Origin of the sequence: Agromyces sp. NPDC052230, assembly GCF_040679595.1 — a bacterium.
Lineage (GTDB): Bacteria > Actinomycetota > Actinomycetes > Actinomycetales > Microbacteriaceae > Agromyces.
Window position 1 is genome coordinate 1 of sequence record NZ_JBFAVC010000006.1, and the last position, 22,229, is coordinate 22,229.

Genomic DNA, 22,229 nt, shown 5'->3' on the forward strand with positions numbered 1-22,229 from the left:
GCGTCGCCCACAGAATCGAGCCGACCAACGCAACGACCAGTGCACCACCGATAACCGAACACATGCGCCACCGCGCCGCCAGCCACGACCTCAACAGACACCTCTCCGAACGCACGACGATGAGCGTCGAGACGACGCACGCTTGGTATCACGTGCAGCGTCGTGCAACCAGGCGGTAGGGCCGCTATGAAGAGGTTCGGGTCGATGACACGTGACTGTCGGAATGAACCTACAGCCAATTCTCCGCATCGCACATGCCCCCCAAAAGAGGGTCATTACTCGGGCTTGATTTCGACGCATCAGCGAGAGCGAGCGATCGACGATCATCAGGCGAGCCCCGTCGTCCCGTGCCGTGCGAAATTGACTGCTCGGGTCGCCGAGATGGGGACGCGACGATGACCGGCAGCCCCTCACGCGGCGCATTTCTGCTCGGACTATCGTGCCAGAAACAACCTGCTCGGACTATCGTGCCAGAAACAACCGCTGATCAGGGATTTGTGGGGCTTGTGGTGGGGCGGACCAGACTTGAACTGGTGACCGATGGAACTCCTCGGCCGTGACTCGCCGTCTCGGCATGAGCCGGGATGCTTCGAAGAATCTCGATTTGATCAGGAATTTCTTGCCGCAACGACAACTGTCGAGTCTCGATGCTACCTGTTGATCTCGACCGCTATCGAGATTTCTCGGGGCAAAAGTGTTGGATAAACGTGCGCGGATCAAATCATCCGTAGGGTTGTGATGTCTCAGGACATCGGTGACGGTTCTGCCTCAGGACATCGGTGACAGTTGATGTCTCAGGACATCGGTGACGGTGGGAGGGTCTTGGGCCGTCGGCCGCGGGGCTTGCCGCTGCCGACGTACCGGGTCCCGGGTGCCGGCCACGGGTGCTCGACGATGAGCGTGCCACGGTCATCGAAGATCATGACGCCCTCGGGCTCGTAGACCACGAACACGTGCTGGCCGACGTGGTCGCGGCTGGTCTGGAAGCAGATCCCGCGGGCATACGCGGTTCCGTTCCCGGCGACCTTCACGACTCGCACCTGGTCGTCGCGGCCATCGGTGCGGAACGCGATCGGCGTGCGTGGCGGCGGCGGGCCGGGCTTCGGAGGGTCGGCTTTCGGGGTCGCGTCCCACGCTTGTCGCGGGGTGATCCGACCGGGAAGGGCCTGGTGCGGACGCTCGGTGTTGTAGATCGCGTCGAACCGGTCGACCTGCTCCTGCAGCTCGGCGGGGGCGTCGGCGATGGGCTGCTTGTCGAGGAACCGGAACAGGGTCTGGTGGAACCGCTCGTTCTTGCCCTGCGTGGTGGGCCGGTACGGCTTGCCGGTGATCGGCTGAACCCCGATCGCTTTCACGTGCGCAACGAGCTGACCGTCGTAGCCTCGCCGGGACGGGTTCAGCGCCGACCCGTTGTCGGTGAGCAGCCGTTGCGGCACCCCGTGCGCGGCGATGCCCTTGTCCACGACCGCGATCGCTGCGTCCGAGGTCTCGGCGTCCGCGACCAGAGACGCGACCGCGTACCGGGAGTGGTCGTCGATGAGCTGGAAGATCACGCACTTGCGCCCACCGGCGAGGACGTACTCGGTGGCGTCCAGCTGCCAGCACGCGTTCGGCGCCGGATACACGAACCGGCGGAACGCGGCCCGCGGTTTCTTCCGCGGCTCGAGCTTCGCGACCCCGGCGTCGTGGAAGATCCGCGCCAGCGACGCCGGTGACGGTGCGATCATCCCGAGCGACCGCATCTTCTCGTGCACACTGATCGGCCCGTGATCCAACCCCGACCGCTCCAACGCGGCCCGCACCCCGATGGCCTGTGCCTTCACGTCGTCCGCGATGGTCGTCGGGCTCGTCCTCGGCCGTCGGCTCCGCGGCTCGAGCGCCACCGCAGGCCCCTCGGCCTGCACCCGCCGGCGGATCTCGTAGAACGTCTTCCGTGAGATCCCGTGCTCGAGACAGAACGTCGACACCGCCCCGCGTGGCGCACCCGGCGGCCACTGCGTGATCGCGAGACGGACACGAGGATCGACGGGCTCGTTGCGGCTCATCCCTCAAACATCTGAGGGAACTGTCACCACCAAACCGCTCCGAAGCGTCACCGCTCTAATGATTCAGAACTGTCACCGATGTCCTGCGACATGACAGTCGGATAGAACGGTCAGATCTCGATGAGACCAGTAAGGCCGTTAGTTCGCCGCCGGGAATGACGTTTACGATTGCACCTGAACGCAGGGTGAATAAGTTCCCGGGCAGACCACCTCATACAGCCCTTCTCATTGCTCGACCGTCGATATTGCAAGTGCCAGCGAGGACGGATGTCGCCGGGGGTCGCTACTGGATCGGTTCCTGCGGAGCCTCATCGCGAGCGTCTAGGCGCTGCGATCAGCGGGGAACGTGAGAATGGCTGCCATATCTGCTACGTCACGGCGGCAACCGCCATATCAGACAGCCGTTGAAACCGGGCGATGTTCTGAGCTTGACTGAGAAGTCCCGCGGTGAGACCAACGAAGACGAGATCCAGCTCCGGATCGACCCAGTACAAGGCGCTGCCTGCGCCGTAATTTCCGAAAGTCTCGGGGCTAGTGAGGGTCCCGAGTTGCGTGTTGACGATCCGAGGGCCGCGGACATTGAATCCGAGTCCGAGGTACGCCGGCGGCACGTCATACCCCGCCCGCAAGGCGACAGTTTGGTACAACTCGTTTGGCATCTCGCCTGTCCACACCGTTCGTGCGCGCTTGATCGTCGCTGGAGAAATTAGGTCGTATCCGTTGACCGAAGTGCCGCCGCGGCGGAGGGTGTCAGCGAAGAGGACAAGGTCACCGCTCGTCGACGCGGCGCCCGCCCAAGCGGACTCATTCGATTCGGCGAGGTGCAATCCGAAATCGCCAGGAGTGGTGCGGGAAAGGGACTTGATGGGAACCGTGCCCCGAGTATCTGGTATGACGTGACGATCGCGCATCCAAGACTTGATGCCCATCGCGGTGTCCGCCATCCCCAGGGGTTGGAAGATTTCCTCGTCAAGCAGGGTTCCGATGTCCCGGCTTTCCGGATCAGTGCGGCAGAGCATTGCAGCAAGAAGGGTGTGGTTGGCCATGGGGGAATAGTCGCAGCGAGTCCCCGGCTCCACGACGCCGTGGATATTGGCGACAACCGCCCGCAACGCATCGTCCAACTTGTCGAGGTAGAGCGCTGGCGCCGGCTCCCAGACCCCGGGCATTCCCGCGGTGTGGGTTAAGAGATGGTAAACAGTCGAGCGGTCACGAGGTGGGCCTGCGAACTCGGGAATCACCTCCACGACCTTGCTCGTGAGGGCGAGGCGACCCAGTTCAACCCAGCGAAGGGTGAGGGCGTTCACGAAGGTTTTAGTGATCGAGAATATTGAGAAGACGGAGTTCTCGACTATCGGATGCGAAGCCTGCGCATCCGCATGTCCGGCAGCCAAGTCGAGCACCAACTCGCCGTGTCGTGCTATTTTCACGGACGCGCCGAAGTACAGGCCGCTGCTGATGTCATGCAGCACCGACTCGGCGAGTGCGGCCAGGCGGGCGGGCGACATACCTGCGGCCACTGCTGCCTGTTCGAGCACCGCCGGCATCATTTGGTCTCCGGCCCAGACTTCCACGCCTTGATCTGCTCGTCGGCGATCCGGAACGACTCGAGAGCCGCTGGCACCCCCACGTAGATGGCCGTCTGCATCAGGACCTCGCGAATCTCATCAACCGCGACTCCGTTGTTGAGGGCACCGCGCACGTGCACGCCAAACTCATGTCCTCGATTCAGCGCAGTGAGCATTGCGAGATTGATCAGGCTACGATCACGTTTCGACAGTTCTGGACGTGCCCAGACGGTGCCCCAGCAATACTCGGTAACCAACTCCTGAATCGGCCGGGTGAAATCGTTCGCCGCAGCCAGCGATTCCTCGACATACTGCGCCCCGATGACGCTCTTGCGGATCGCAAGGCCCCGCTCATAAGCCGACTTAGCGGCATTCTCCCGACTCATCTTTCCTCCTCCGTTGCGAGCACACTGGCCGCCTATGGAATGGCCATTTGCCAGCTACATTACTGTATGACAGCACGGCCGTAGGTTTGGCCGCGGGCAGTGGAGGCGCTAGGAGGCCCTGCTTTCGCTCTGCCCTACCACGACTCGAGGCGTCGCCCCTCGATGTATCACGATTCCGGCGACCCATCGGGCGAACACTTCGTCGGCTCCTCCGCACGGCGGCGGCGATCTGTCAGGGTGATCGCGCGGTGTTACGCCACCCGCACCTCGGTAACCCCGGAGCACCTGCTCCAGGAGCGGATTCGCCGTCCCCTCGCTACAGCACGCGGTCGAAAGACTTCGTAGCTGCGAGAATGTGACGTCCGCGCCGCAAAGCGAAGGTAGCTGCAATCTCAAGATCGTCGAATCGCGGCGCGTTGCACATCGGTCGCACGCTGCGGGAAGAGTCGCGTCGCGAAGCGCTAGAGCTCGACGCGGAGTTCGGGGAGGCGGCCACCTCTGTACTGCCAGCACGCGTACGATCCTGCCGCGGCCCGCTATTACCGAACTGCAATTTGGACACCTAGGTTGCGGCGTTCAAGAACGCCGCACGAATCTGCGCCACCCTCTCGTCGAAGCGGGGCAGCAGTTCGGGATGCGTGGGCGCGTAGAGGCTATCCGTCTCGACCGCATTGAGGATCCGTGCCGCGACGTCCTCGGGTGTGCGCCAGGAGATCCACTCGAAGCCCGTTTCTTCGAGCTCGCGGTCCTTAAGACCACCGCGATCCTCGCGTGCACGCTGACTGGATCCGATGTTGGTCGGCGTCGGTCCGGGCAGCGCGACCGTCACACCGACGGACGAATCGGCCCCGGCGAGCTCCGCCGAGAGCACCTCGCCGAAGGCGAGCACGCCGGCCTTGGTGGCGGCATACACCCCCAGACCGGGCGAGGGAGCCAAAGCCGCCATGGAGGCGGTCATGACCACGTGTCCTGACCGTCGACTGTCGACGATCTTGGGAAGAAATGCGGACACGCAGTCGACGACACCGCGGAGATTGACGCCGAGCATCCAATCCCAATCCGACCGGGTCATCTCGGCGAGAGACCCGAACGGGCCCACACCGGCGTTCAGCACTAGGAGGTCGGGCGCGCGCCCTGCCGCTTCCTCCTCGTCCGCGACCTGTGCCAAGGCGGCCGCATCGGTGACGTCGAGAGCGACCCAGTCCGACCCAATCCGGGTCGCGGCAGCCTCGGCGGCATGCGCGTCGTGGTCGGCGATGAGCACGTTGGCTCCACGCGCGATGAGAGCTGCCGAGAGCGCCGCTCCGATACCGGACGCGCCGCCAGTGACGAGCGCGCGTCGACCGGAGATCGCGGTCATCCGATCACGTCCACCGCGATCACACTGCCGCCCGTGCCCGGGCCCGCATCGCGGCGGGACTCGAGGTAACGGGCGATTTCCGTGTGGTCCGCATCGGGATCAAGCGAGTCAGCAGCATCCGACCACTCAGCGACTGCCGCATCGCCGAGCTCCATCGGAATGCCGAGGCTGTGCGCGAGCTCTGTCGCGATCTTCATGTCTTTGAGCATGAGTCGTAGGCCGAAGCCGGAGTCAAAGGTCCGCGGCAGGATGAAGTTCGGCCACTTGTTCTGCGACGATCCGCTCCGGCCGCTGGAGGCGTTTATCGTCTCGAGCATGACGGCAGGGTCCAGTCCGAACCGCTCTCCGACGAGAATGGCCTCGGACGTGACCAAGAGGTGGGTCGCAGACAGGAGATTGTTGAGCGCCTTCAGCGCGTGCCCGGCCCCGACCGCTCCGACGTGGCGCGGGCGGCCGAGGATCGACATCACACCGGCCGCGCGCTGAACGGCCGCCTCGCTCCCTCCCGCCATGATCGCGAGCGTCCCCGCTTCCGCCCCGGTCAAGCCGCCGGACACAGGCGCATCCATGAACTCAAGACCCCGCTGCTGTAGGTCCCGCGCGAGGGCGAGACTTCGGAGGGGCTCTGACGAGCTCATGTCGATGACGAGGGTGCCGGCACGGAGTCTGCTCGCAACGCCCTCGTCGAGCAGCACCGACTCGACGACAGAGGAACTGGGCAGCATGAGAATCAGAATGTCCAGCTCCGACAGATCTGCATCGGCGTCGACTCGTCCACCTGCCGCTACGTGCGCCGCTTGTGCTGCCGGGCTCGGGTCGCGGCCGAGAACATCGGCACCAGCGTCGAGCAGTCGTCTCGACATCGGGGCACCCATATTGCCCAACCCCCAGAAGCCGACACGCAGATTCAACGCGTCATTCATGCTTTTCCTCCCCGTTGTCGTGGCGTCCCCCATCGATCATGCGCGCCTCCCGACCTTCGATGTCATCCAGCACGTTCCCGCCGATGACCGAGGCATGGTCGGGAAGCAGGGGGTGCGCAGCGTGCGGGATCTGCGCGAGAGCCGCGGGGTCGTGACCCAAGAGGATGCGCGCCCCCGAGGTCTCCGCCGTTATCTCGGAGATGCGATCGTAGGCCGCATATGAGGCGCTCAGATGGTCCATGTAGATGAACGGCCGTCCGAGTGAGAGCTCCTCTTCGTAGTGCACCGCATCGGAGGTGACGAGAATCGGGCCCGATTCCGACTCGACGAGGACCATGAGCTGTCCGGGCGTATGTCCCCCGACGAGTAGGAGGCGGATGCCCGGATAGAGGTCGGTGTCACCATCGATCAGGCTGACGCGTCCATCATCGTGCGCGCGCGCGATTGCGTGCACTTCCGTCGTTTCGCGCAGATGCGCGAACTGCGATCGACCGGCGATCGGCCCCGTCCAGAAGTCGAACTCGGAGCGAGCGAGCGTGATGTGTGAACGTGGAAAAGCATCCACATTGCCGATGTGGTCGTAGTGCATGTGGGTCACGACAATGTCTAATTCAGCATCGAGATCCACGCCGAGCGCCTGCATGGCGTCGAGGGGGTCGATCAGCACCTCGCGGCCGCGTCGAGCGCCCACCTCGGCTGCGAACCCCGTGTCGATCAGGATGGTGCGCTCATCGTTGCGGACGATCCAGAAGTAGTAGTCGAGCCCGCGACTCTCATCCGCAACCTCGTTGAGGAAGTCATTAAGGAAGAGACGACTGCGCAGCAATGTCGTCGTCGCGTATCGCACGACGGTGATCTCGTACCGATTCGACTGCATTGCTCCTCCGCTCCTTTCCGTTCCCCGAACAATCTGTCAGACAGTCTTGAAGGTAATGGTATGACGAGGCGACGTCAATTCGAAGCGTGCGTTGTAGGCTGTATGACAGCAGTCATTTCGTACTTGAGGAGCTCATGTGTCCCAGTCGCCGAGTCTTGCGGTCACCCGCCATCCGCCGATCCGGGATCAGATCGCCGCCATCCTTCGCAATGCGATCGTCAACCTCGACTTCACCCCCGGGCAGGTGCTTGTCGAACGGGATCTCTGCGAGCGGACCGGTGCGTCGCGTCCTTCGGTACGGGAAGCGCTGCGCCAGCTGGAAGCAGAGGGCCTCGTCGAGTCTCGCAATGGACGAGGCACGATCGTCCGGGTGCTCACACCGCGAGAGGTCGACGACCTCTATGAGGTGCGAGCTCAACTCGAGGGATTCGCAACGCGCCTCTTCTCAACTCGCGCGACGCCCGATCAGCGGCGCAAGCTGCATGAAGCGCTAACCGAACTCGAGCGCGCGACGACATCGGGCGCCGATCGCAGCCCGCGGATTCTGGCCGCTCAGAACATCTTCTACGGCACGCTCTTCGAAGGCGCCGGCAATCCGCTGCTCGAGCAGGTGATCCAAGGACTCCAAGTGCGCGTCGCACAGCTGCGGGCCACGACGCTCACCGCTCCCGGGCGGGCGGAGCAGTCGTATCGAGAGTTCGTGCAGATCGTCGACGCCGTCGATGCGGGCGACGAGGCAGAAGCGGAACGAGTGGCAGTCGAACACGTGCGGAATGCTGCGCGAGTGATGTCCGACGTCGTGGCCGCTGGGCCCGCCGAAGGCTGATGCGAGGTCAGTTGGCAACGAGTGTCATCGGCGCAAGTCGCGTCCAAGGACCGTAGACGTTGCCGAGGAGGGCTGATCCCGCTGTCGTAAGGGCGATGTCGGCGACGACGCCGCCAGAGTGGAGCAGCAGCGCATCGTCGGCAGGATAATCGAGGATCCGAGCCAGGTCGATCGCTCCTGACGGCGTCGACACCCGCAACATCACATCGCTCCCGACCCGCACGATCTGGGGGAAGCCGATCTCCACGTTCAGCATGCCCCCATGCGCCGTCATGCGGACCGTACCCTGGAACGAGGCGCCGTCCGCTCGCGAAGAATCGACTGGGAAATGGAACCCGTTGGTGGTGCGCTCCGCACCATCGACCTCCACCGTCGCATCCTCGAGCGCCGCCAGATAGTCGAGCAGGCTTTCCTTGATCGGCCACCCCAACGAACTGAGCACCGTTGTCTCCTTGATCCGGTTTCTGTCCGCGCAGGCATCCGAGCGGTGTCCACAGGTTACTGCGAGCCGAAGGTCGCGCCGATTGCGATCATGAACTGATATTGCATACAATGAGTATTCATGATCTTGAGGAGTGTCCGGAGTGAGCGTTAACGACCCCCAGTGCGACGCAGACGTTATCGTCATCGGAGCAGGGAACGCCGCATTCGCCGCGGCCCTCTCCGCAGCCGAGCGCGGACGCTCCGTCATCATGCTCGAGCGGGCCGAGAAGGCGATGGCCGGAGGCAACAGCTTCTTCACGGCCGGCGCGACCCGCATGACACACGATGGATTCGATTCGCTGCTTGACCTGGTCGAGCCCGACGAGCGCCACGACCGAACGGAGGTCCCGGCCTACACGACCGATAATTACCGATCGGACCTCGAGCGGGTGACCGAAGGGCGCAACGACCCCGAGCTGACCGAGGTGCTCGTCGCCGAGATATCCGGCGGCTTGCGCTGGTTGCACAGCGAGCACGGAATGCGCTACCGGCTAATGTACGAGCGTCAGGCCTACGAGCGTGCCGACGGCACCTTCCTCTTCTGGGGTGGCCTGCATGTCGGAAACGTCGGCGGGGGCGAAGGCATGATCGCCGACTACTCCGCGGCCGCGGAACGCGCGGGAATCGAGATCCGATACGAGCACCACGTCATGGACTTTGTGATCGAAGACGGCCGCGTCGTCGGCGTCGAGGTCGCACTGTCCGATGGGACGCGAACCACTCTCCGCGGCGCCTCCACCGTCCTTGCGGCGGGCGGATTCGAGGCGAATGCCGATCTCCGCGAAAAGTACCTAGGCCCGGGGTGGTCGAAAGCCGTTGTGCGCGGAACCCCCTACAACACGGGAGAGCTCCTGCTGCGCGCACTTGACCTCGGCGCTGACCGCGGTGGCGACTGGTCGACCTGTCATTCGACGGCATGGGACGCCTGGTTCCCCGCGAACCAGAGCAACCGTGCGCTGACCAATCGGCTCACGCGCCAGAGCTACCCCCTCGGAATCGTCGTCAACAAGGCTGGCAAGCGGTTCATCGATGAGGGAGCCGACTATCGCAACTACACGTACGCGAAGTATGGGCGCGAAATCCTCCGCCAGCCCGAGTCTGTGGCCTTCCAGGTCTTCGACTCTGCAGTGCGCCCGATGCTGCGTGCAGAAGAGTACGATATGCCCGGCATCAGCGTCGCCGTCGCGGAGACCCTCGACGACCTCGCGCACCAACTCGGCGTCGACCGCGCCGGCTTCACCGAGACGGTGAACGGCTACAACACATCCATCGACCGCTCGATCCCCGTCGACCCCACTGTCAAGGACGGGGCCGCAGCAACGACCGTGCCCGTGAAGAGCAACTGGGCCTACCCTATCGAGGAGGCGCCGTTCTTCGCGTACCCCGTCACGTGCGGGATCACCTTCACGTTCGGGGGCCTCAAGACCGACGTGGACGGCAGGGTCCTGACCGCCGGCGGAGCCGAAATTCCGGGCCTCCTCGCCTGCGGTGAATCACTGGGTGGGCTCTTCTCGCAGAACTATCCCGGTGGCTCCGGCCTGGCCGCGGGTATTGTCTTCGGTCGGCGGGCAGGCGCCATCGCCTGACGTGCGGGCCGTATGACCCGCATCCGCAGAACTCTCGCGTCAACCAATCACCACAGGCAGCCTGGCTGCCGATTCAGCAGAAACGAGCCCCCATGGCGCAGGACAACATCCAGACACAGATCGACGATCGTGCCCTGGCGCGGCTGACCGAGCGCATCGCGCGTAGCGTCGATGCGGGCGAGTACGACGGCGCGGTCTTCGCGATCGCGCACCGCGGGGAGGTCGTCGCACACGAGGCCGTCGGATATTCGGACCGCGACGCCGGCCGCGCCGCGCGCACTGACGATGTGTTCCGCATCCTCTCGGTCACGAAGGCATTTACGACCAATCTCGTGTTCCAAGCCATAGAACAGGGAAAGCTCAGCTTCTCGACGAAAGTCGTCGAGGTCATCCCCGAATTCCGTTCGGCCGATCGGTTCCTCAACAAGCGGAAGGACCGCATCAGCGTCGCCGATCTTCTCACCCATCGTTCCGCCTTGCCGCCGACGCCTGAGCCTCTCCCGGCGCACGAGCTCGGCGATCTGTCGAAAGTAGTCGCGCGCGTCTGCGAGATGGATGCGATCGGTGATCCTGGCGGGACGATCGAATATTCACCCGCCTTCAACCATGCGCTCCTGGGCGAGATGGTCCGTCGGGTGCAGGGCGCCATGACCTACCGTGAACTCGCACAGCGCGACATATTCGATCCGCTCGGCATGACGAGTACGGCGATCGGCGCCCCGAAGCGTCTCGCCGAACGACTGGTCCCGATTCGCGCACGCTTCGAGGCAACGGGGTGGCTGTCGGCCTCCGACGTCGAGGGTCTCAATGACATCCTCACTGAGGAAGCCGAGATGCCGTGGGTGGGCTCCGTCTCGACGGCCGGCGATCTTCTACGCTTCGCCGAGATGCTCCGCCGCGGGGGGGAACTGAATGGTGTCCGATTGGTGTCGCCCGCAATTATCGACCGTGCCACCCGCAACCTGACGGGGGACGAGCCCAACAACTGGTGGATCCCGATGGCACAACGCCGCAACTGGGAGCTCATGCCGGCCAACCTCGGGCTCGGATTCTTCCTGCGCGGCGAGGGGATGCACCCCAGCATTCTCGGCTCGCTGACGTCGCCGCGCACGTTTGGCAACTACGGCGCGGGCTCGACTATCTTCTGGGTCGATCCGGAGCGCGAACTGACGTTCGTCGTACTGACGTCCGGCGTCATGGAAGAGAGCGCGAACATCGCCCGTTTCCAGACGTTATCCGACATCGCGGTGTCCTCGGTCGTGCGCCCGCCGGCCACTCCCGCGCTGCCGTCCACGTCCTGACGGTCGCTCGCTCCCCCACGCCCTTGATCGTGACCCTCGCGCTCGACGAAGAGAAATTACTCAAATGACGTCCAAAGGCATGTCCCGCGAGCGCCTCGCGGAGATCGAAGAACTGATCCGCCGAGAGACCGAGTCCGGCTGGTACTACGGCGCCGCACTCAAGGTGGCCCGGCACGGCGAGACCTTCCTCGACCTGGCTGTGGGCTACTTTGACGCCGGTCGGACACGGCCGATCGCGACTGATTCCGTGTTTAGTGTCTTCTCGATCACGAAGGCGTTCATCAACGTTCTGACGCTGCGCGCGATCGAGCAGGGACGCTTCGCGCTGACTACGAGGATGTCTGACCTGATCCCGGAATGGTCCGGTGCACCGCGCGACCGCGCGACGATCTTCCATTTCCTGACCCACACGACCGGCGTGCCCGGTCTGTGGGAACCCGCCCCCGGCTACTTCGTCGAAACCCTGCAACAGGGCTTCGAGGGCGTGATCACCTACATGCACGGCACTTCCGAGCCCGGAACGCGGTGCGACTATGCGCCGATGGCAAACCACACCATGCTAGGCGAAGCGCTCCGGCGAACTGACCCCCGGGGTCGAACGATCGAAGAGATCGTACTCGAGGACCTTTGGGAACCGCTCGGCATGACCGACACTCGCTTCGGAGTCAAGCCGCACATGCGGGACCGCCATGTGGTCCCAGACATGCGAGGCCTTATTCCCATTAAGTCGCCGTCGAGCACGACGCCAGGCGACTACGGCTTGTACACGGCCGAGAGCAACAGCGCCGTTTGGGTTGGCTCCGCGTCGACGACCGCGGACCTGCAGCGTTTCGTCGAGATGCTTCGCAACGAGGGCACGCTCGATGGGGCCCGTATCCTCTCGTCTCGGATGGTGCGGCTGGCGCGACAAGTCTGGACCGGCGATCTCCCCAATGAGCTCTACAAGACGGTGTCGCTCCGCGCTGGCGACGCTGTTCCCCCCGCGAACATCGGACTCGGCTTCAACGTCCGTGGCCTGCAGATGTGTGTGACCCAACTCGGCACGCTCACTAGCCCCGAGACCTTCGGCAACTACGGCGCCGGCACCGGACTGATTTGGGTGGATCCTGAGCTTGACATCTCTTTCGTGGGACTTAGTGCGGGACTCCTGTCGCAGGCCGACAACATCACCCGGTACCAGCGGATCTCCGACATGGTGGTTTCTGCTGCGCTGTGATGCTCAGCCTGTACCTACCACGAGGATGCGACATGGTTCAGCTGACCAGCTCACCATCTGGGGCCAGAGGAGACCCGAGGGCCGAAGAGGAGCTCGTCCGGGCGCAATTGGCACGACGACAGCCTATGCGTGCTCGGAGCACCGGAGTTGCTTCCTGCGGCGCGGGGATCAGGTAGACCTGAAGGTGGCGTTCACCCGCGACCTCCTCGAGCGAATGGTCAACACGCAGGATGGCGTGCAGCGCCGACGGCTTCGGGCTTCGTGCGGACGGATTCTCTCCCCGCGCAGCACCCTGACACTGACGCAAGCAGTACAGGTCATCATGGATGGTGTAATGCACGACCTCGATTATCTCGACGACGTCGACTTAGTGATGAAGTCGCTTGGCGCATCCCACCCCTCGTCGATTGCAGAATGGTGACTGGACTCAGGGAAATTGCTCCGGACGTCGCTGGGCTTCGGGAGGCGATGCTAACGAAGCCTTCGCTATCGCGAGCTAGCACATGGAGACCAGGCGCGGGATCTGTCCGTCGGTTCACGTCCGCGCTCTTCAGTGAGGAGATTGGGATACCTCGCCATGTTAGAGAACCGATCGCAGCTATCCACCGACCCCGGGCGCGGGCGAGACCTCTACGATGAGCTTGCCTCGGTTGCGGCCCTCAAAGAGCCAGCCCAAGTACTCAGGGGCATGCTCAAGTCCAGCGACCACGTGCGGACGATCGTGAACCAACCCTGCCGCGAACATCCCCCGGAGCTCCGCGATCTGCTGATCCCGAGGGCGTCCCATCCGCTCGGCGAGGAACCCCTGGACGCGGAGTGCCTTCATCACGACGTGGTACATCCCCTGGATCCCTCGCTGGTCGCCGGTCCGCTCGTACTCGGACATCACACCGCAGACGGCGACGCGTCCGAACCACGCCATCCGCGGGAGCGCGGCATCCAAAGTCGAGCCGCCGACGTTGTCGAAGAACGCGTCGATACCGCTCGGGAAGAGCTCGTCAAGCGCCGTGCCAACGTCGTCAAAGCGATAATCGATAACTTCATCCGCCCCGAGCGATCGAACGACCTCGCACTTCTCGGCGCCTCCGGCAACACCCACCACTCGTGCGCCGGTCGCGTGGGCGATCTCGACAGCGAGAGAACCCGTCGCCCCGGCGGCCCCCGTGACCAGAAGGCCCTCCCCCGCACGGAGATCAAGAACATCGCGGATTCCCGTGAGCGCCGCGAGGCCGACGTGCGAGAAAACTGAGAGGTAAGCGGTCAACGGCTCTCCCGCGGTCGGACGGAGCAGGCGGAGCGCATCAGGAGCGAGGTCGGCGATCTCCTGCCAGGGACCGAGGACGGCCACGAGATCGCCCTCCTCGAAGTTCGTTGCTCGCGATTCGGTGACCTCGCCGATCGATTGGCCCAGCATCACACTGCCGGACCGGAGATCGATGACTGTGCTCCCGATTCGGCGCGGAGGTCCGGGGCGCAGCCAGTTGCGGTTCGACGGATCCAGCGAGAGATATATCATGCGCACCCGCACGAAGCCATCTTGGAGCGGCCCCAGCTCGACCTCGGTGACACGTAGCGCGTCAGGCGTGTACCGACCGTCGACCTCCTGGACGACTTCCACAGCAAGCGTACGCGCGGAGGCGTTCGTCATAACAACTGTCCCGTCAGCTATCGTCCTTCTCGAGGGCATTGAAGATCGCCATGCTTCCTCCATGCGCCGAGAACCCGCCATCCACCGGGAGCTCGATTCCGGTGACGAAGCTCGCGGCATCGGAGAGCAGGAACAACACGACCTCCGCGACCTCCGCCACATTCCCCGCACGCCGCATCGGCGTCATCGACAGCTGAGCCTCACGGAACCGCTCGTCCATGCCCGCATTGATCGGCGTGAGGATGAATCCCGGGTGCACAAGGTTAACCCGGATCTTCTGCGCAGCCAATTCGACCGCTGCGCTCCGAGTCAGACCCCGGAGCGCCCACTTGGCCGCACCATAGGCGATGTTGTGATGCGCAATGAGACTCGCAATCGAACCAATGTTCACGATCGCCGAGCCCGGAGGCATGATCGGCGCAATCAGCTGAATTCCCAGGAGTGCTCCCGTGGCATTCACGGCGTAGGCACGTTCCCAATCCCGATCTGCGACATCGTGGAGGCGCCCGGGGACGCCGACTCCCGCGTTGTTGACAAGACCGCGCACCTCACGATCCGTGTCAACGAGGTGATCTCGCAGACGGATCCAGCCGTCCCTACTCGACACATCCAGATGCACGAATTCCGCGCTGCCGACCGCAGCCAGCTCATCGGCGAGACGCCTGCCGGAGTCATCCGAAACGTCCGCGACGACCACGTGAGCGCCCTCGGCTGCGAGTCGGCGACATTCTTCTTCGCCTTGTCCGCTCGCCCCGCCCGTGACAATGACCGTCCGGCCTGCGAATCGATCGACCGACATCTCAGTTTCCCGTCAGCGAGACGCGCATCTTCGTGACCTCGCGCACGAACGGCCCTTCGTGCTCCTCGAACTCCAGCAACCTGGCGTTCGGGTAGCGATTCATCATCGCGAGCGTCAACTCATGCATCTCAAGTCGCGCGAGATGCTGACCCAGGCAGGAATACTGACCTTGGCCGAACACCAGCGGGCCCGGAAGCATCGGGCGTGTGATATCGAACTCGAGCGGCCGCTCGAAGACGCGCTCATCGTGCTGTGCGCCGACGACGTGGATAAAGACGAGGTCGTCATCCTTCAGCCGCACGCCGAACTGCTCTTGGTCGCCGGCAGCGTAGCGGATGTGGGTGCGAAACCGCGGCCACATCCGGATGACTTCTTCGACCGCGTTCGGCATGAGTTCCGGCTGCGCGAGCAGCTGTGCCCAGCCGGGCGGGTGCTGGAGCAGCTTGCCGATCGTCAGTGCGCTCTGATGCACGGTGTTGTCCACACTCGCTTGGAGGAGGCCCACGCCGATGTCATAGACCTCTTGGCGCGTGAGATTGCCCGCAAGCTCCTCCTCGATAAGTGCAGAAGTAAAGTCGTCGGACAGGTGAGCGCGGCGATGCTCGATGTGCTCGATCACCAGCTCGAAGATCTCGTCATACGCTGCCTCCATCTCGGGCCTGCGGTGCTTCTCCATCGTCAGGAGCGGGGCGAGGGTGCTGTCGGAGAGACGCGCGACGGTCGGAGCCATCTCCCATGGGATGGACACCATGGCGCAGTACGTCTGCGACGGGATCCGCCACGCGACTTCACCAAGGAAGTCGACGTCGTCGGGATTCGCCACCTCGTCGAGGGTCCGATTAACGATCTCGTGGACATCTTCGAACAGCGTCTTCGTCCGTCGCGGAGAGAGCAGCCGCGCCATAGGTGTGCGCAGGTGCTTTCGCTGCTCTCCCTCCTGCGTATTGAGCGTGCGCTCCAGAAAATCGCGTGCGAAGCCCTCCGTGAGATCGATGTTGTCGGCGCGCCAGAGGAAGAGCTTCGCACGCATGAGGGCTGGATCACGGAGCGCCATCAGGCTGTCCTCGTACCCCAAGAGCTCCCATCCACGGCCGCTGCGGACGATCCGATGGGCGCGCGCCGCCGCCAACTGCTCGTCGAGCGAAGCGACCGCGTCCGGGGCGACAGTAAGTGCGTCAACGGCGACCATGATCATCTTTCCTCTCTGAAGTGCCCGACCATTCGTCCCACAGGGTCGCGATCGAGGCATAATCATTCCGCGCGAGACCGGCGGCCATCGCGAGCTCATAAGCCGAGTGCGCGCCCTGAATGGCGAAGAGCGGCACGCCGAGTGTTTGTGCGAGCGCCAAGGCGAGGACCGAATCCTTGCGCGCCGCCTCCGTCGGCATGCCTCCGGCGAAGTCGCGGTTCATGACGCGTTCGCGCATCCGGTGGGTGAGCGGCCTCATCAGCCCGGCCTCGGGATCCTGCAGAAGATCGAGCATTTGCGTGAGGTCTATGCCGCTGCGCTCGGAGATCGCGGCGGCCTCCGCCAATACGACCATCACGGCGTGCGCGACGGCGTTGTTGACGACCTTGGCCGCCATTCCCGTTCCCACGGGGCCGAAGCGCATAACCGACGAGCTCATCACCCCCAGGACGGGCGCCAGCTCAGCGAGGTCGTCGTCCTTGCCGCCGGCGAGCAGAATGCTCGTTCCCGCGCTCATTCCGCCAACCCCGGAAAGGATGGCGACATCGGTCGAGCGGATGTCCTTGGCGCCGAGAAGCGCCGCCATGCGGCGCATGTCGTCGGGATTCACGGTGCTCGTCTCGACGACAATAGACCCGGGAGCGAGGATCGCCGAGAGATCCCGTGCGACAGCCAGCGAGATGGCGGGAGTGGGGAGGGAGAGGAAGACGATCCGACATTGCGCGAACGCCTCGAGCGTATCGACGGCCTCAACGCCATCAGCCTCCGCGGCTGCTCGCCGCTCGGCGTCGAGATCGAAGCCGATAAGACGTCCTGCGCGGACAAGCCGCGAGGCCACCGCCGCACCCATATTGCCGAGGCCGATCAGCCCCACGGCATGTACGTCGCTCACCCCTGCCCCCCTTCCAAGTCGACGCTGAAGAAGTCCGGGAGGTCGGGATTGAGATCAATCATGACATTCTTCGTGCGCAAGTACTCGTCCAGCGCTTCTTCGCCGCGTTCGCGCCCATGTCCGGACTTACGGACGCCCCCGAACGGTGCCTGGGCCGCGCTGGCACGGTAGGTATTCACCCAGACGGTCCCGGCGACGAGGGCCGACGCGACACGATGCGCGCGTGCGAGGTCGCGGGTCCATATCGCTGACGCGAGGCCGAAGTCGGACGCGTTCGCGATGCGAATCGCGTCCTCTTCGGTGCGGAAGCGAATCACCGCGAGCACGGGCCCGAAGATCTCCTCCTGCGCGAGGGCAGAGGAGTTGTCGACATCCGCGAAGACCGTCGGGGCGATGAACAGACCAGTCTGCAGGTCTGGGCGTTGTGGGCGATCGCCGCCTGCGATGATCCGGGCCCCGTCGGCGCGTGCCTTTTCGATGGCGTCGGTGATCCGCGTCATCTGCGGCCGGTTGGCGACCGGCCCCATCTGGGTGCTCGGCACCTTCGGGTCCCCGAGCTTTATGCGCGGCGCCCGGTCAGCGAGTGCGGCGACCAATCGGTCATATACTCCGTCCTGAACGAGCAGTCGGCTCCCGGCGATGCATGTCTGTCCCCCGGCGGAGAAGATCCCGGCGAGTGCGCCCGTCACAGCGCGGTCGAGGTCCGCGTCGTCGAACACGATATTCGGGGACTTTCCGCCGAGCTCCAAGGTGACCGGAACGAGGTTACGGTTCGCCGCCTCGGCGATGGCCTGCCCGGTCGGCACACTGCCCGTGAAGCTGATGCGATCGAGGTCCGGGTGCTCGGATATCGCTCGCCCGCATTCGACGCCACCAGTGACAATGTTGACGACGCCGGCGGGGAACCCGGCCCGCTCGGTCAGATCACCCAGCTTTAGCGTCGACAGGCTCGCGTGCTCGGATGGCTTGATCACCACTGTGCATCCCGCGGCCAGCGCCGGCGCGAGCTTGTTGGCGAGCAGCTGCATTGGAGAGTTCCACGCCGTGATCAGGGCGGCGACACCCACAGGCTGACGCAGCGTGTAATCAAACATGCCCGGCTGATCAAGGGGAATCGTTCTCCCGTAAAGCTTGTCCGCGTATCCGGCGAAGAATCGGTAGTTGCGCGCCGCGAATCGCGCCTGACTGGACGTCTCGCGCAGGAGTTTGCCATTGTCCTCGGTCTCGAGTGCGCCGAGATCGTCCGCCGCCTCTTCAATGAGATCGGCGAGTCGATGGAGCAGCCCGGCGCGTTCAAGCCCGGATGTCTGCGCCCAACCGTCGTTGAACGCAGCGCGCGCCACCTTCACCGCCGTGTCGACGTCACCGGCCGAAGCATCAGGAATGCTCGCGATCTCGTCGCCCGTGTATGGGTTTACGACTGGTAGCCGACGATCTCCGGTGGCATCGGCCTTCGCGCCGCCGATGAGCATGCGATAGCGCACGGTGCAGTCTCCTTCGACGTCGTGTCGCGTTCCATTTGGGTTGCATAGTTATTGCATGCAACTGATCTGGGACTATTGTATGCAGCTCTCGTGGGGCGGCGCAACGCACTACATCGAGATGAGCTGGCGCACGCGCGATTCTCGCGCACGGCGCATGTGCGCGGTTGCGCGCGCCCCCGCAAGCTCCTGGTCTCCTTCGGCGATCGCCTCAAGGATCCCGAGGTGCTCATCGTTGGCGTCGGCACCGCGGCCGGGGATCGCGAACGTCGTTTGGCCGAACCGACGTACAGCGTGCTCGACCTGCGTGAGAAACCGTGTCAGATATGGGTTTCCCGCCGCATCCCGAATGAGTCTGTGAAACTCGAGGTTGAGAGTCGCGATTCGGGACGGATCCTCATCTGCGGCAGCGACCATCGCCTCATGCACGCGCTTGAGCTCATCTACCAAACCGGCGGGACGGCGGCCGGCCGCCGTACGCGCCGCCAAGCCCTCCAAGGACTCGCGTACCGCGTAGACGGCAAGGATTTCGTCGAGGGTCATCGGGCTGACGACCGTTCCACGATTGGCGACCCGCTGCGTGAGACCTTCATCGGTGAGGCGACGCAGGGCCTCACGGACCGGTGTGCGGCTCACGTCGAGCGACTGGGCGAGCTCATCTTCACGCAGCCATGCGGGTGGAGCGAACAGCCCGCTGAGAATGGCCTCCCGGAGCGCGTCCGTCACAGCATCGGTCATGCTGCCGTGTTCGGGCTTGACGAGGAGCCTGCGTAGAGTCTCGGTGTAGGGGTGCACCTTGTCGTCCCTTATTGTTGTCATGCTGTCCACCTCACTGCTGTCCTTGTGCGATTTTCGCACACTCGTTGCATGCAGTCATCGCAAGCGAGCCTCCCGTCTCAAACGATCCGCACGGCGACGCCGGTGAGATCGGGAACAGGCGGGAATGCTTCCAAGACTGCAGGATCATGACCTGGGATAATCGATCCGCTTCCCTTAACGCGCGCTTTCATCCAGTCGAATGCCTCATACATCTCCGGCAGATGATGGACGATCGAATACGGCTTGTCCTGTCCGATGTTGTCGAAGAAGTGTGTCGCATCCGAGGCGAGCACGGTGCAGCCGGCGTCATACTCGACGGAAACCACCTGCAGTCCCGCAGAATGTCCTCCGACCCGCCGCACGACAATCCCCGCGGCGATCTCCGCCTCTCCGTCGACGATGTCGGCCTGGCCACGCTCCACCAGCCCGAAAACACCGGCGAGGTCCTCGGCCTCGACGAGCGCGGGGTTCTCCCCGCGCGTCGCCATCGGCCCGCGCCAATAGTCGAGCTCCGCCTGCTGGACGACTAGCCGCGCTTGGGGGAAACTCGTCGCAAACCCGGTGTGGTCATAGTGCAGGTGGGTGAGGACGACGGTGTCCACATCGGATGCGTCGATCCCGAGTCGCCGCAGCGACTCCAGTGGCGACTGCTCGTATATGCGGCTTCCGCGGCGCGCACCGACCTCGGGAGTGAAGCCCGTGTCGACGAGGATCGTCCGTCCGCGCCCAACGATCAGCCAAACGTAGTAGGCGATCGGCATTGAGTCCACCGGCTCGTGATGCCCGCGATAGAAGTGCTCGGGGCGGTGCGAAAGCTCTCTCCTGGCGAACAGGAGTGCGTAGACGTGGTACTCGGGGGCATCGGCGTCGATGGGTGCGGCCATGTCGCGTCCTTCGTTCAGAGCCCGAGCTTCAAGCGCGGGCAGCCAGCGGCGGCGCGTGACACGCAGATCATTAGGGCGTCGTTTGCCGCCTGTTCGGCCGACGTAAGTAGCGAGTCACGATGATCAGCTTCTCCCTCGAGCATCGGGGTCTCGCACGTCCCGCACGTTCCTTCCCGGCAGGACGAGAAGACGTTGAGGCCGAGGTTCTCTGCGACATCGAGGATGCTTACCCCTGGTTCCACTGTGGCGGTTAGCCCACTTTCAGCGAATTCGACCTCGAACGCGACGTCTTCGGTCGTCGAGACCTCCTTGGCGGTAAATCGTTCAAGGTGCAACGAGTGCGCCGGCCAGTGTTGGACTGTAGCCTCGATGGCGACCAGCATGGGCTCGGGTCCGCACGCGTAGATCTGCTCGCCAGGGACAGGGTCACTGAGGAATCGCTTGAGGTCAAGCAGACCGAATTCATCCTGAGGACGGAATTGGACGTGATCGCCGTAGGCCTGGAGTTCGTCCAAGAAGGCCATGCTTGCTCGCGTTCGACCGCCGTAAAGCAGACTCCAATCTGCGCCCGTCCGAGACACGTCGGCGATCATCGGAAGCAGCGGAGTGATGCCGATCCCGCCCGCCACGAACCGGTAGGCGGGCGCCTCGTGTAGCGGAAAGTTGTTCCGTGGGGCGCTGACGCTGAGTTTCGCACCCGTCACGAGCGACTCATGGATCCACGCAGAGCCGCCGCGCCCTGCCATCTCGCGCAGCACCCCGAGGCGCCAGCGTCGCGAATCGGAAGGGCTGGAGCTCAGCGAGAACTGGCGGATCATGTCACCTGGGAGGTGAACATCGATGTGCGCGCCCGGGGCCCATTCCGGGAACGCATCGCCACCGGGACGCTCGAGCACCACGACGGCGACTCCGTCGGCTCCTTCGATTCGGTCGACAACGGAAACATCGATTCGGGGCTCGTCCACCGATGCCCACCACCCTTCACAGACGTGCGAGTCATTACACGACTCTTCTTCTCTAATTGTATGCACGTCGGGTACATTCACCGACGTCGAATACCCGGAAGAATGCCGACAAGCCCGGCCGCACATGCGGTGGACAGGACGCAGCAGAGAGAGTTTGTCTCAGTCCTTTATGGCCGCCGGCACAGGACCGCCCGCGCGGATCAGTCGTGCAACGTGACCGCGCAGATGGACGAATTCCGGGTCCTCCTTCGTGGAGATCTGGTCTCGCGGGGAGGGCAGAGCGATATGGACGTCCTCCACGAGGGTGGCGGGCGGCTTGGACAGGACGAGCACGCGGTCGGCGAGATAGACGCTCTCATCGATGTCGTGCGTCACGAAGAGGATGGTCATACCGTACTCCGCCCGAATCCGCAGAACGAGGTCCTCGAGGCCCGAACGGGTCTGCGCGTCGACGGAAGCGAACGGCTCATCCATGAGTAGCAGGCGAGGGCGATAGGCGAGCGCACGAGCGATCGCGACGCGTTGTTGCATGCCGCCCGATAGCTGCCACGGGTACTTGTGCTCGTGCCCATCCAGACCGACGGCGTGCAGAGCCTCCCGAGAGAGCCTCTGCCGCTCCTCCTTGCTTCCGGTCTCGGTGCTCAACGGAAAGAGCACGTTTTTCTCGACACGGAGCCAAGGCAGGAGCGAGCGGCTGTAGTCCTGGAACACCATAGCCATGCCCTCCGGCACGCCCGTGACCTTCTTGCCCAGCAGCGAGACACTGCCTTGGCTGGGCGTGAGCAGACCGGCGAGGATCCGGAGCAAAGTCGTCTTTCCTGCGCCGGACGGGCCAACAATTGACACGAGCTCACCCGTGCTGATCGAGAACGACAGGTCATGGATCGCCCGGTAGGCGGTCTCGCCATTGCCGTAGGTATGACCGACATTGGCGACATCGAGAATGAGCTCGTTGTCCGTCAGTGGAGTGTTGATGGTCAT

The 22,229-nt window shown here is 64.1% G+C and carries 20 protein-coding genes and 1 pseudogene; 5 read left to right on the forward strand and 16 right to left on the reverse strand.

Features of this window, described 5'->3' with window-relative positions; translation table 11 throughout:
* Positions 1–768: 768 nt before the first annotated feature.
* The 6 genes and pseudogenes from AB0K73_RS13605 to AB0K73_RS13630 form a co-directional block, all read right to left on the reverse strand.
* Positions 769–1,967: pseudogene (locus AB0K73_RS13605) on the reverse strand (IS481 family transposase).
* Positions 1,968–2,413: 446 nt separating this feature from the next.
* Positions 2,414–3,619, reverse strand: a complete 1,206-nt coding sequence (locus tag AB0K73_RS13610; RefSeq protein WP_364775377.1) for a serine hydrolase domain-containing protein — start codon at positions 3,617–3,619, stop codon at positions 2,414–2,416.
* On the reverse strand, positions 3,592–3,999 hold the full coding sequence (locus tag AB0K73_RS13615) for a carboxymuconolactone decarboxylase family protein (RefSeq protein WP_360513726.1): 408 nt from the start codon (positions 3,997–3,999) through the stop codon (positions 3,592–3,594). Before AB0K73_RS13615 ends, AB0K73_RS13610 begins: the two co-directional genes overlap by 28 nt.
* 562 nt (positions 4,000–4,561) lie before the next feature.
* Positions 4,562–5,359: an SDR family NAD(P)-dependent oxidoreductase gene (locus tag AB0K73_RS13620; protein WP_360513728.1), complete on the reverse strand. Its 798-nt coding sequence runs from the start codon at positions 5,357–5,359 to the stop codon at positions 4,562–4,564.
* Entirely contained in the window at positions 5,356–6,282 is a 927-nt protein-coding gene (locus AB0K73_RS13625; RefSeq protein WP_360513730.1) for an NAD(P)-dependent oxidoreductase, read from the reverse strand. Before AB0K73_RS13625 ends, AB0K73_RS13620 begins: the two co-directional genes overlap by 4 nt.
* Positions 6,275–7,159 (reverse strand): N-acyl homoserine lactonase family protein, encoded by an 885-nt coding sequence (locus AB0K73_RS13630; RefSeq protein WP_360513732.1) that lies wholly within the window; start codon positions 7,157–7,159, stop codon positions 6,275–6,277. The genes AB0K73_RS13625 and AB0K73_RS13630 overlap by 8 nt, the downstream gene beginning before the upstream one ends.
* A 136-nt stretch (positions 7,160–7,295) precedes the next feature.
* Here AB0K73_RS13630 and AB0K73_RS13635 point away from each other — a divergent pair, with 136 nt between their 5' ends.
* Complete coding sequence (locus AB0K73_RS13635) at positions 7,296–7,985, forward strand: GntR family transcriptional regulator (protein ID WP_360513734.1); 690 nt, start codon at positions 7,296–7,298, stop codon at positions 7,983–7,985.
* Between the two features lie 7 nt (positions 7,986–7,992).
* On the opposite strand, the gene AB0K73_RS13640 is transcribed toward AB0K73_RS13635, so the two are convergent.
* A complete protein-coding gene (locus AB0K73_RS13640) occupies positions 7,993–8,427 on the reverse strand; it encodes an HtaA domain-containing protein (RefSeq protein ID WP_360513737.1) in 435 nt (144 codons plus the stop codon).
* Between the two features lie 142 nt (positions 8,428–8,569).
* Between AB0K73_RS13640 and tcuA the strand changes: the two genes are divergently transcribed.
* From tcuA to AB0K73_RS13660, 4 genes are all read left to right on the forward strand, one after another.
* On the forward strand, positions 8,570–10,054 hold the full coding sequence (gene tcuA, locus AB0K73_RS13645) for an FAD-dependent tricarballylate dehydrogenase TcuA (protein WP_360514669.1): 1,485 nt from the start codon (positions 8,570–8,572) through the stop codon (positions 10,052–10,054).
* Between the two features lie 92 nt (positions 10,055–10,146).
* Positions 10,147–11,355 carry a serine hydrolase domain-containing protein gene (locus tag AB0K73_RS13650; protein WP_360513740.1) on the forward strand — a complete coding sequence of 403 codons (1,209 nt, stop codon included), beginning with the start codon at positions 10,147–10,149 and terminating at the stop codon, positions 11,353–11,355.
* A gap of 79 nt (positions 11,356–11,434) precedes the next feature.
* The gene (locus AB0K73_RS13655) at positions 11,435–12,571 is read left to right on the forward strand and encodes a serine hydrolase domain-containing protein (RefSeq protein WP_360513743.1); all 1,137 of its coding nucleotides are present in this window, start codon (positions 11,435–11,437) and stop codon (positions 12,569–12,571) included.
* A gap of 184 nt (positions 12,572–12,755) precedes the next feature.
* On the forward strand, positions 12,756–12,992 hold the full coding sequence (locus tag AB0K73_RS13660) for a hypothetical protein (protein WP_360513746.1): 237 nt from the start codon (positions 12,756–12,758) through the stop codon (positions 12,990–12,992).
* 177 nt (positions 12,993–13,169) lie between these two features.
* On the opposite strand, the gene AB0K73_RS13665 is transcribed toward AB0K73_RS13660, so the two are convergent.
* The 9 genes from AB0K73_RS13665 to AB0K73_RS13705 form a co-directional block, all read right to left on the reverse strand.
* Entirely contained in the window at positions 13,170–14,219 is a 1,050-nt protein-coding gene (locus AB0K73_RS13665; protein ID WP_360513748.1) for an NADP-dependent oxidoreductase, read from the reverse strand.
* Positions 14,220–14,232: 13 nt separating this feature from the next.
* A complete protein-coding gene (locus AB0K73_RS13670; protein WP_360513751.1) occupies positions 14,233–15,018 on the reverse strand; it encodes an SDR family oxidoreductase in 786 nt (261 codons plus the stop codon).
* Between the two features lies 1 nt (position 15,019).
* Positions 15,020–16,207, reverse strand: coding sequence for a cytochrome P450 (locus tag AB0K73_RS13675; protein ID WP_360513754.1), 1,188 nt, complete (start codon positions 16,205–16,207; stop codon positions 15,020–15,022).
* Positions 16,194–17,099: an NAD(P)-dependent oxidoreductase gene (locus AB0K73_RS13680; RefSeq protein ID WP_360513757.1), complete on the reverse strand. Its 906-nt coding sequence runs from the start codon at positions 17,097–17,099 to the stop codon at positions 16,194–16,196. The genes AB0K73_RS13675 and AB0K73_RS13680 overlap by 14 nt, the downstream gene beginning before the upstream one ends.
* On the reverse strand, positions 17,096–18,583 hold the full coding sequence (locus AB0K73_RS13685) for an aldehyde dehydrogenase (protein ID WP_360513760.1): 1,488 nt from the start codon (positions 18,581–18,583) through the stop codon (positions 17,096–17,098). The genes AB0K73_RS13680 and AB0K73_RS13685 overlap by 4 nt, the downstream gene beginning before the upstream one ends.
* A gap of 108 nt (positions 18,584–18,691) precedes the next feature.
* On the reverse strand, positions 18,692–19,399 hold the full coding sequence (locus AB0K73_RS13690; protein WP_360514672.1) for a GntR family transcriptional regulator: 708 nt from the start codon (positions 19,397–19,399) through the stop codon (positions 18,692–18,694).
* Between the two features lie 77 nt (positions 19,400–19,476).
* Positions 19,477–20,283: an N-acyl homoserine lactonase family protein gene (locus AB0K73_RS13695; protein WP_360513763.1), complete on the reverse strand. Its 807-nt coding sequence runs from the start codon at positions 20,281–20,283 to the stop codon at positions 19,477–19,479.
* A gap of 14 nt (positions 20,284–20,297) precedes the next feature.
* Positions 20,298–21,248 (reverse strand): PDR/VanB family oxidoreductase, encoded by a 951-nt coding sequence (locus tag AB0K73_RS13700; protein ID WP_360513766.1) that lies wholly within the window; start codon positions 21,246–21,248, stop codon positions 20,298–20,300.
* A 159-nt stretch (positions 21,249–21,407) separates the two neighbouring features.
* Positions 21,408–22,229 carry an ABC transporter ATP-binding protein gene (locus AB0K73_RS13705; protein ID WP_360513769.1) on the reverse strand — a complete coding sequence of 274 codons (822 nt, stop codon included), beginning with the start codon at positions 22,227–22,229 and terminating at the stop codon, positions 21,408–21,410.

What these genes read in the sequence shown, in the direction of transcription:
- AB0K73_RS13615 (WP_360513726.1), bottom strand. Translation starts at nt 3,999, where the DNA reads ATGAGTCGGGAGAATGCCGCTAAGTCGGCTTATGAGCGGGGCCTTGCG.
- AB0K73_RS13620 (WP_360513728.1), bottom strand. Translation starts at nt 5,359, where the DNA reads ATGACCGCGATCTCCGGTCGACGCGCGCTCGTCACTGGCGGCGCGTCC.
- AB0K73_RS13625 (WP_360513730.1), bottom strand. Translation starts at nt 6,282, where the DNA reads ATGAATGACGCGTTGAATCTGCGTGTCGGCTTCTGGGGGTTGGGCAAT.
- AB0K73_RS13630 (WP_360513732.1), bottom strand. Translation starts at nt 7,159, where the DNA reads ATGCAGTCGAATCGGTACGAGATCACCGTCGTGCGATACGCGACGACG.
- AB0K73_RS13650 (WP_360513740.1), top strand. Translation starts at nt 10,147, where the DNA reads ATGGCGCAGGACAACATCCAGACACAGATCGACGATCGTGCCCTGGCG.
- AB0K73_RS13655 (WP_360513743.1), top strand. Translation starts at nt 11,435, where the DNA reads ATGTCCCGCGAGCGCCTCGCGGAGATCGAAGAACTGATCCGCCGAGAG.
- AB0K73_RS13665 (WP_360513748.1), bottom strand. Translation starts at nt 14,219, where the DNA reads ATGACGAACGCCTCCGCGCGTACGCTTGCTGTGGAAGTCGTCCAGGAG.
- AB0K73_RS13670 (WP_360513751.1), bottom strand. Translation starts at nt 15,018, where the DNA reads ATGTCGGTCGATCGATTCGCAGGCCGGACGGTCATTGTCACGGGCGGG.
- AB0K73_RS13675 (WP_360513754.1), bottom strand. Translation starts at nt 16,207, where the DNA reads ATGGTCGCCGTTGACGCACTTACTGTCGCCCCGGACGCGGTCGCTTCG.
- AB0K73_RS13690 (WP_360514672.1), bottom strand. Translation starts at nt 19,399, where the DNA reads ATGACAACAATAAGGGACGACAAGGTGCACCCCTACACCGAGACTCTA.
- AB0K73_RS13695 (WP_360513763.1), bottom strand. Translation starts at nt 20,283, where the DNA reads ATGGCCGCACCCATCGACGCCGATGCCCCCGAGTACCACGTCTACGCA.
- AB0K73_RS13705 (WP_360513769.1), bottom strand. Translation starts at nt 22,229, where the DNA reads ATGACCATCAACACTCCACTGACGGACAACGAGCTCATTCTCGATGTC.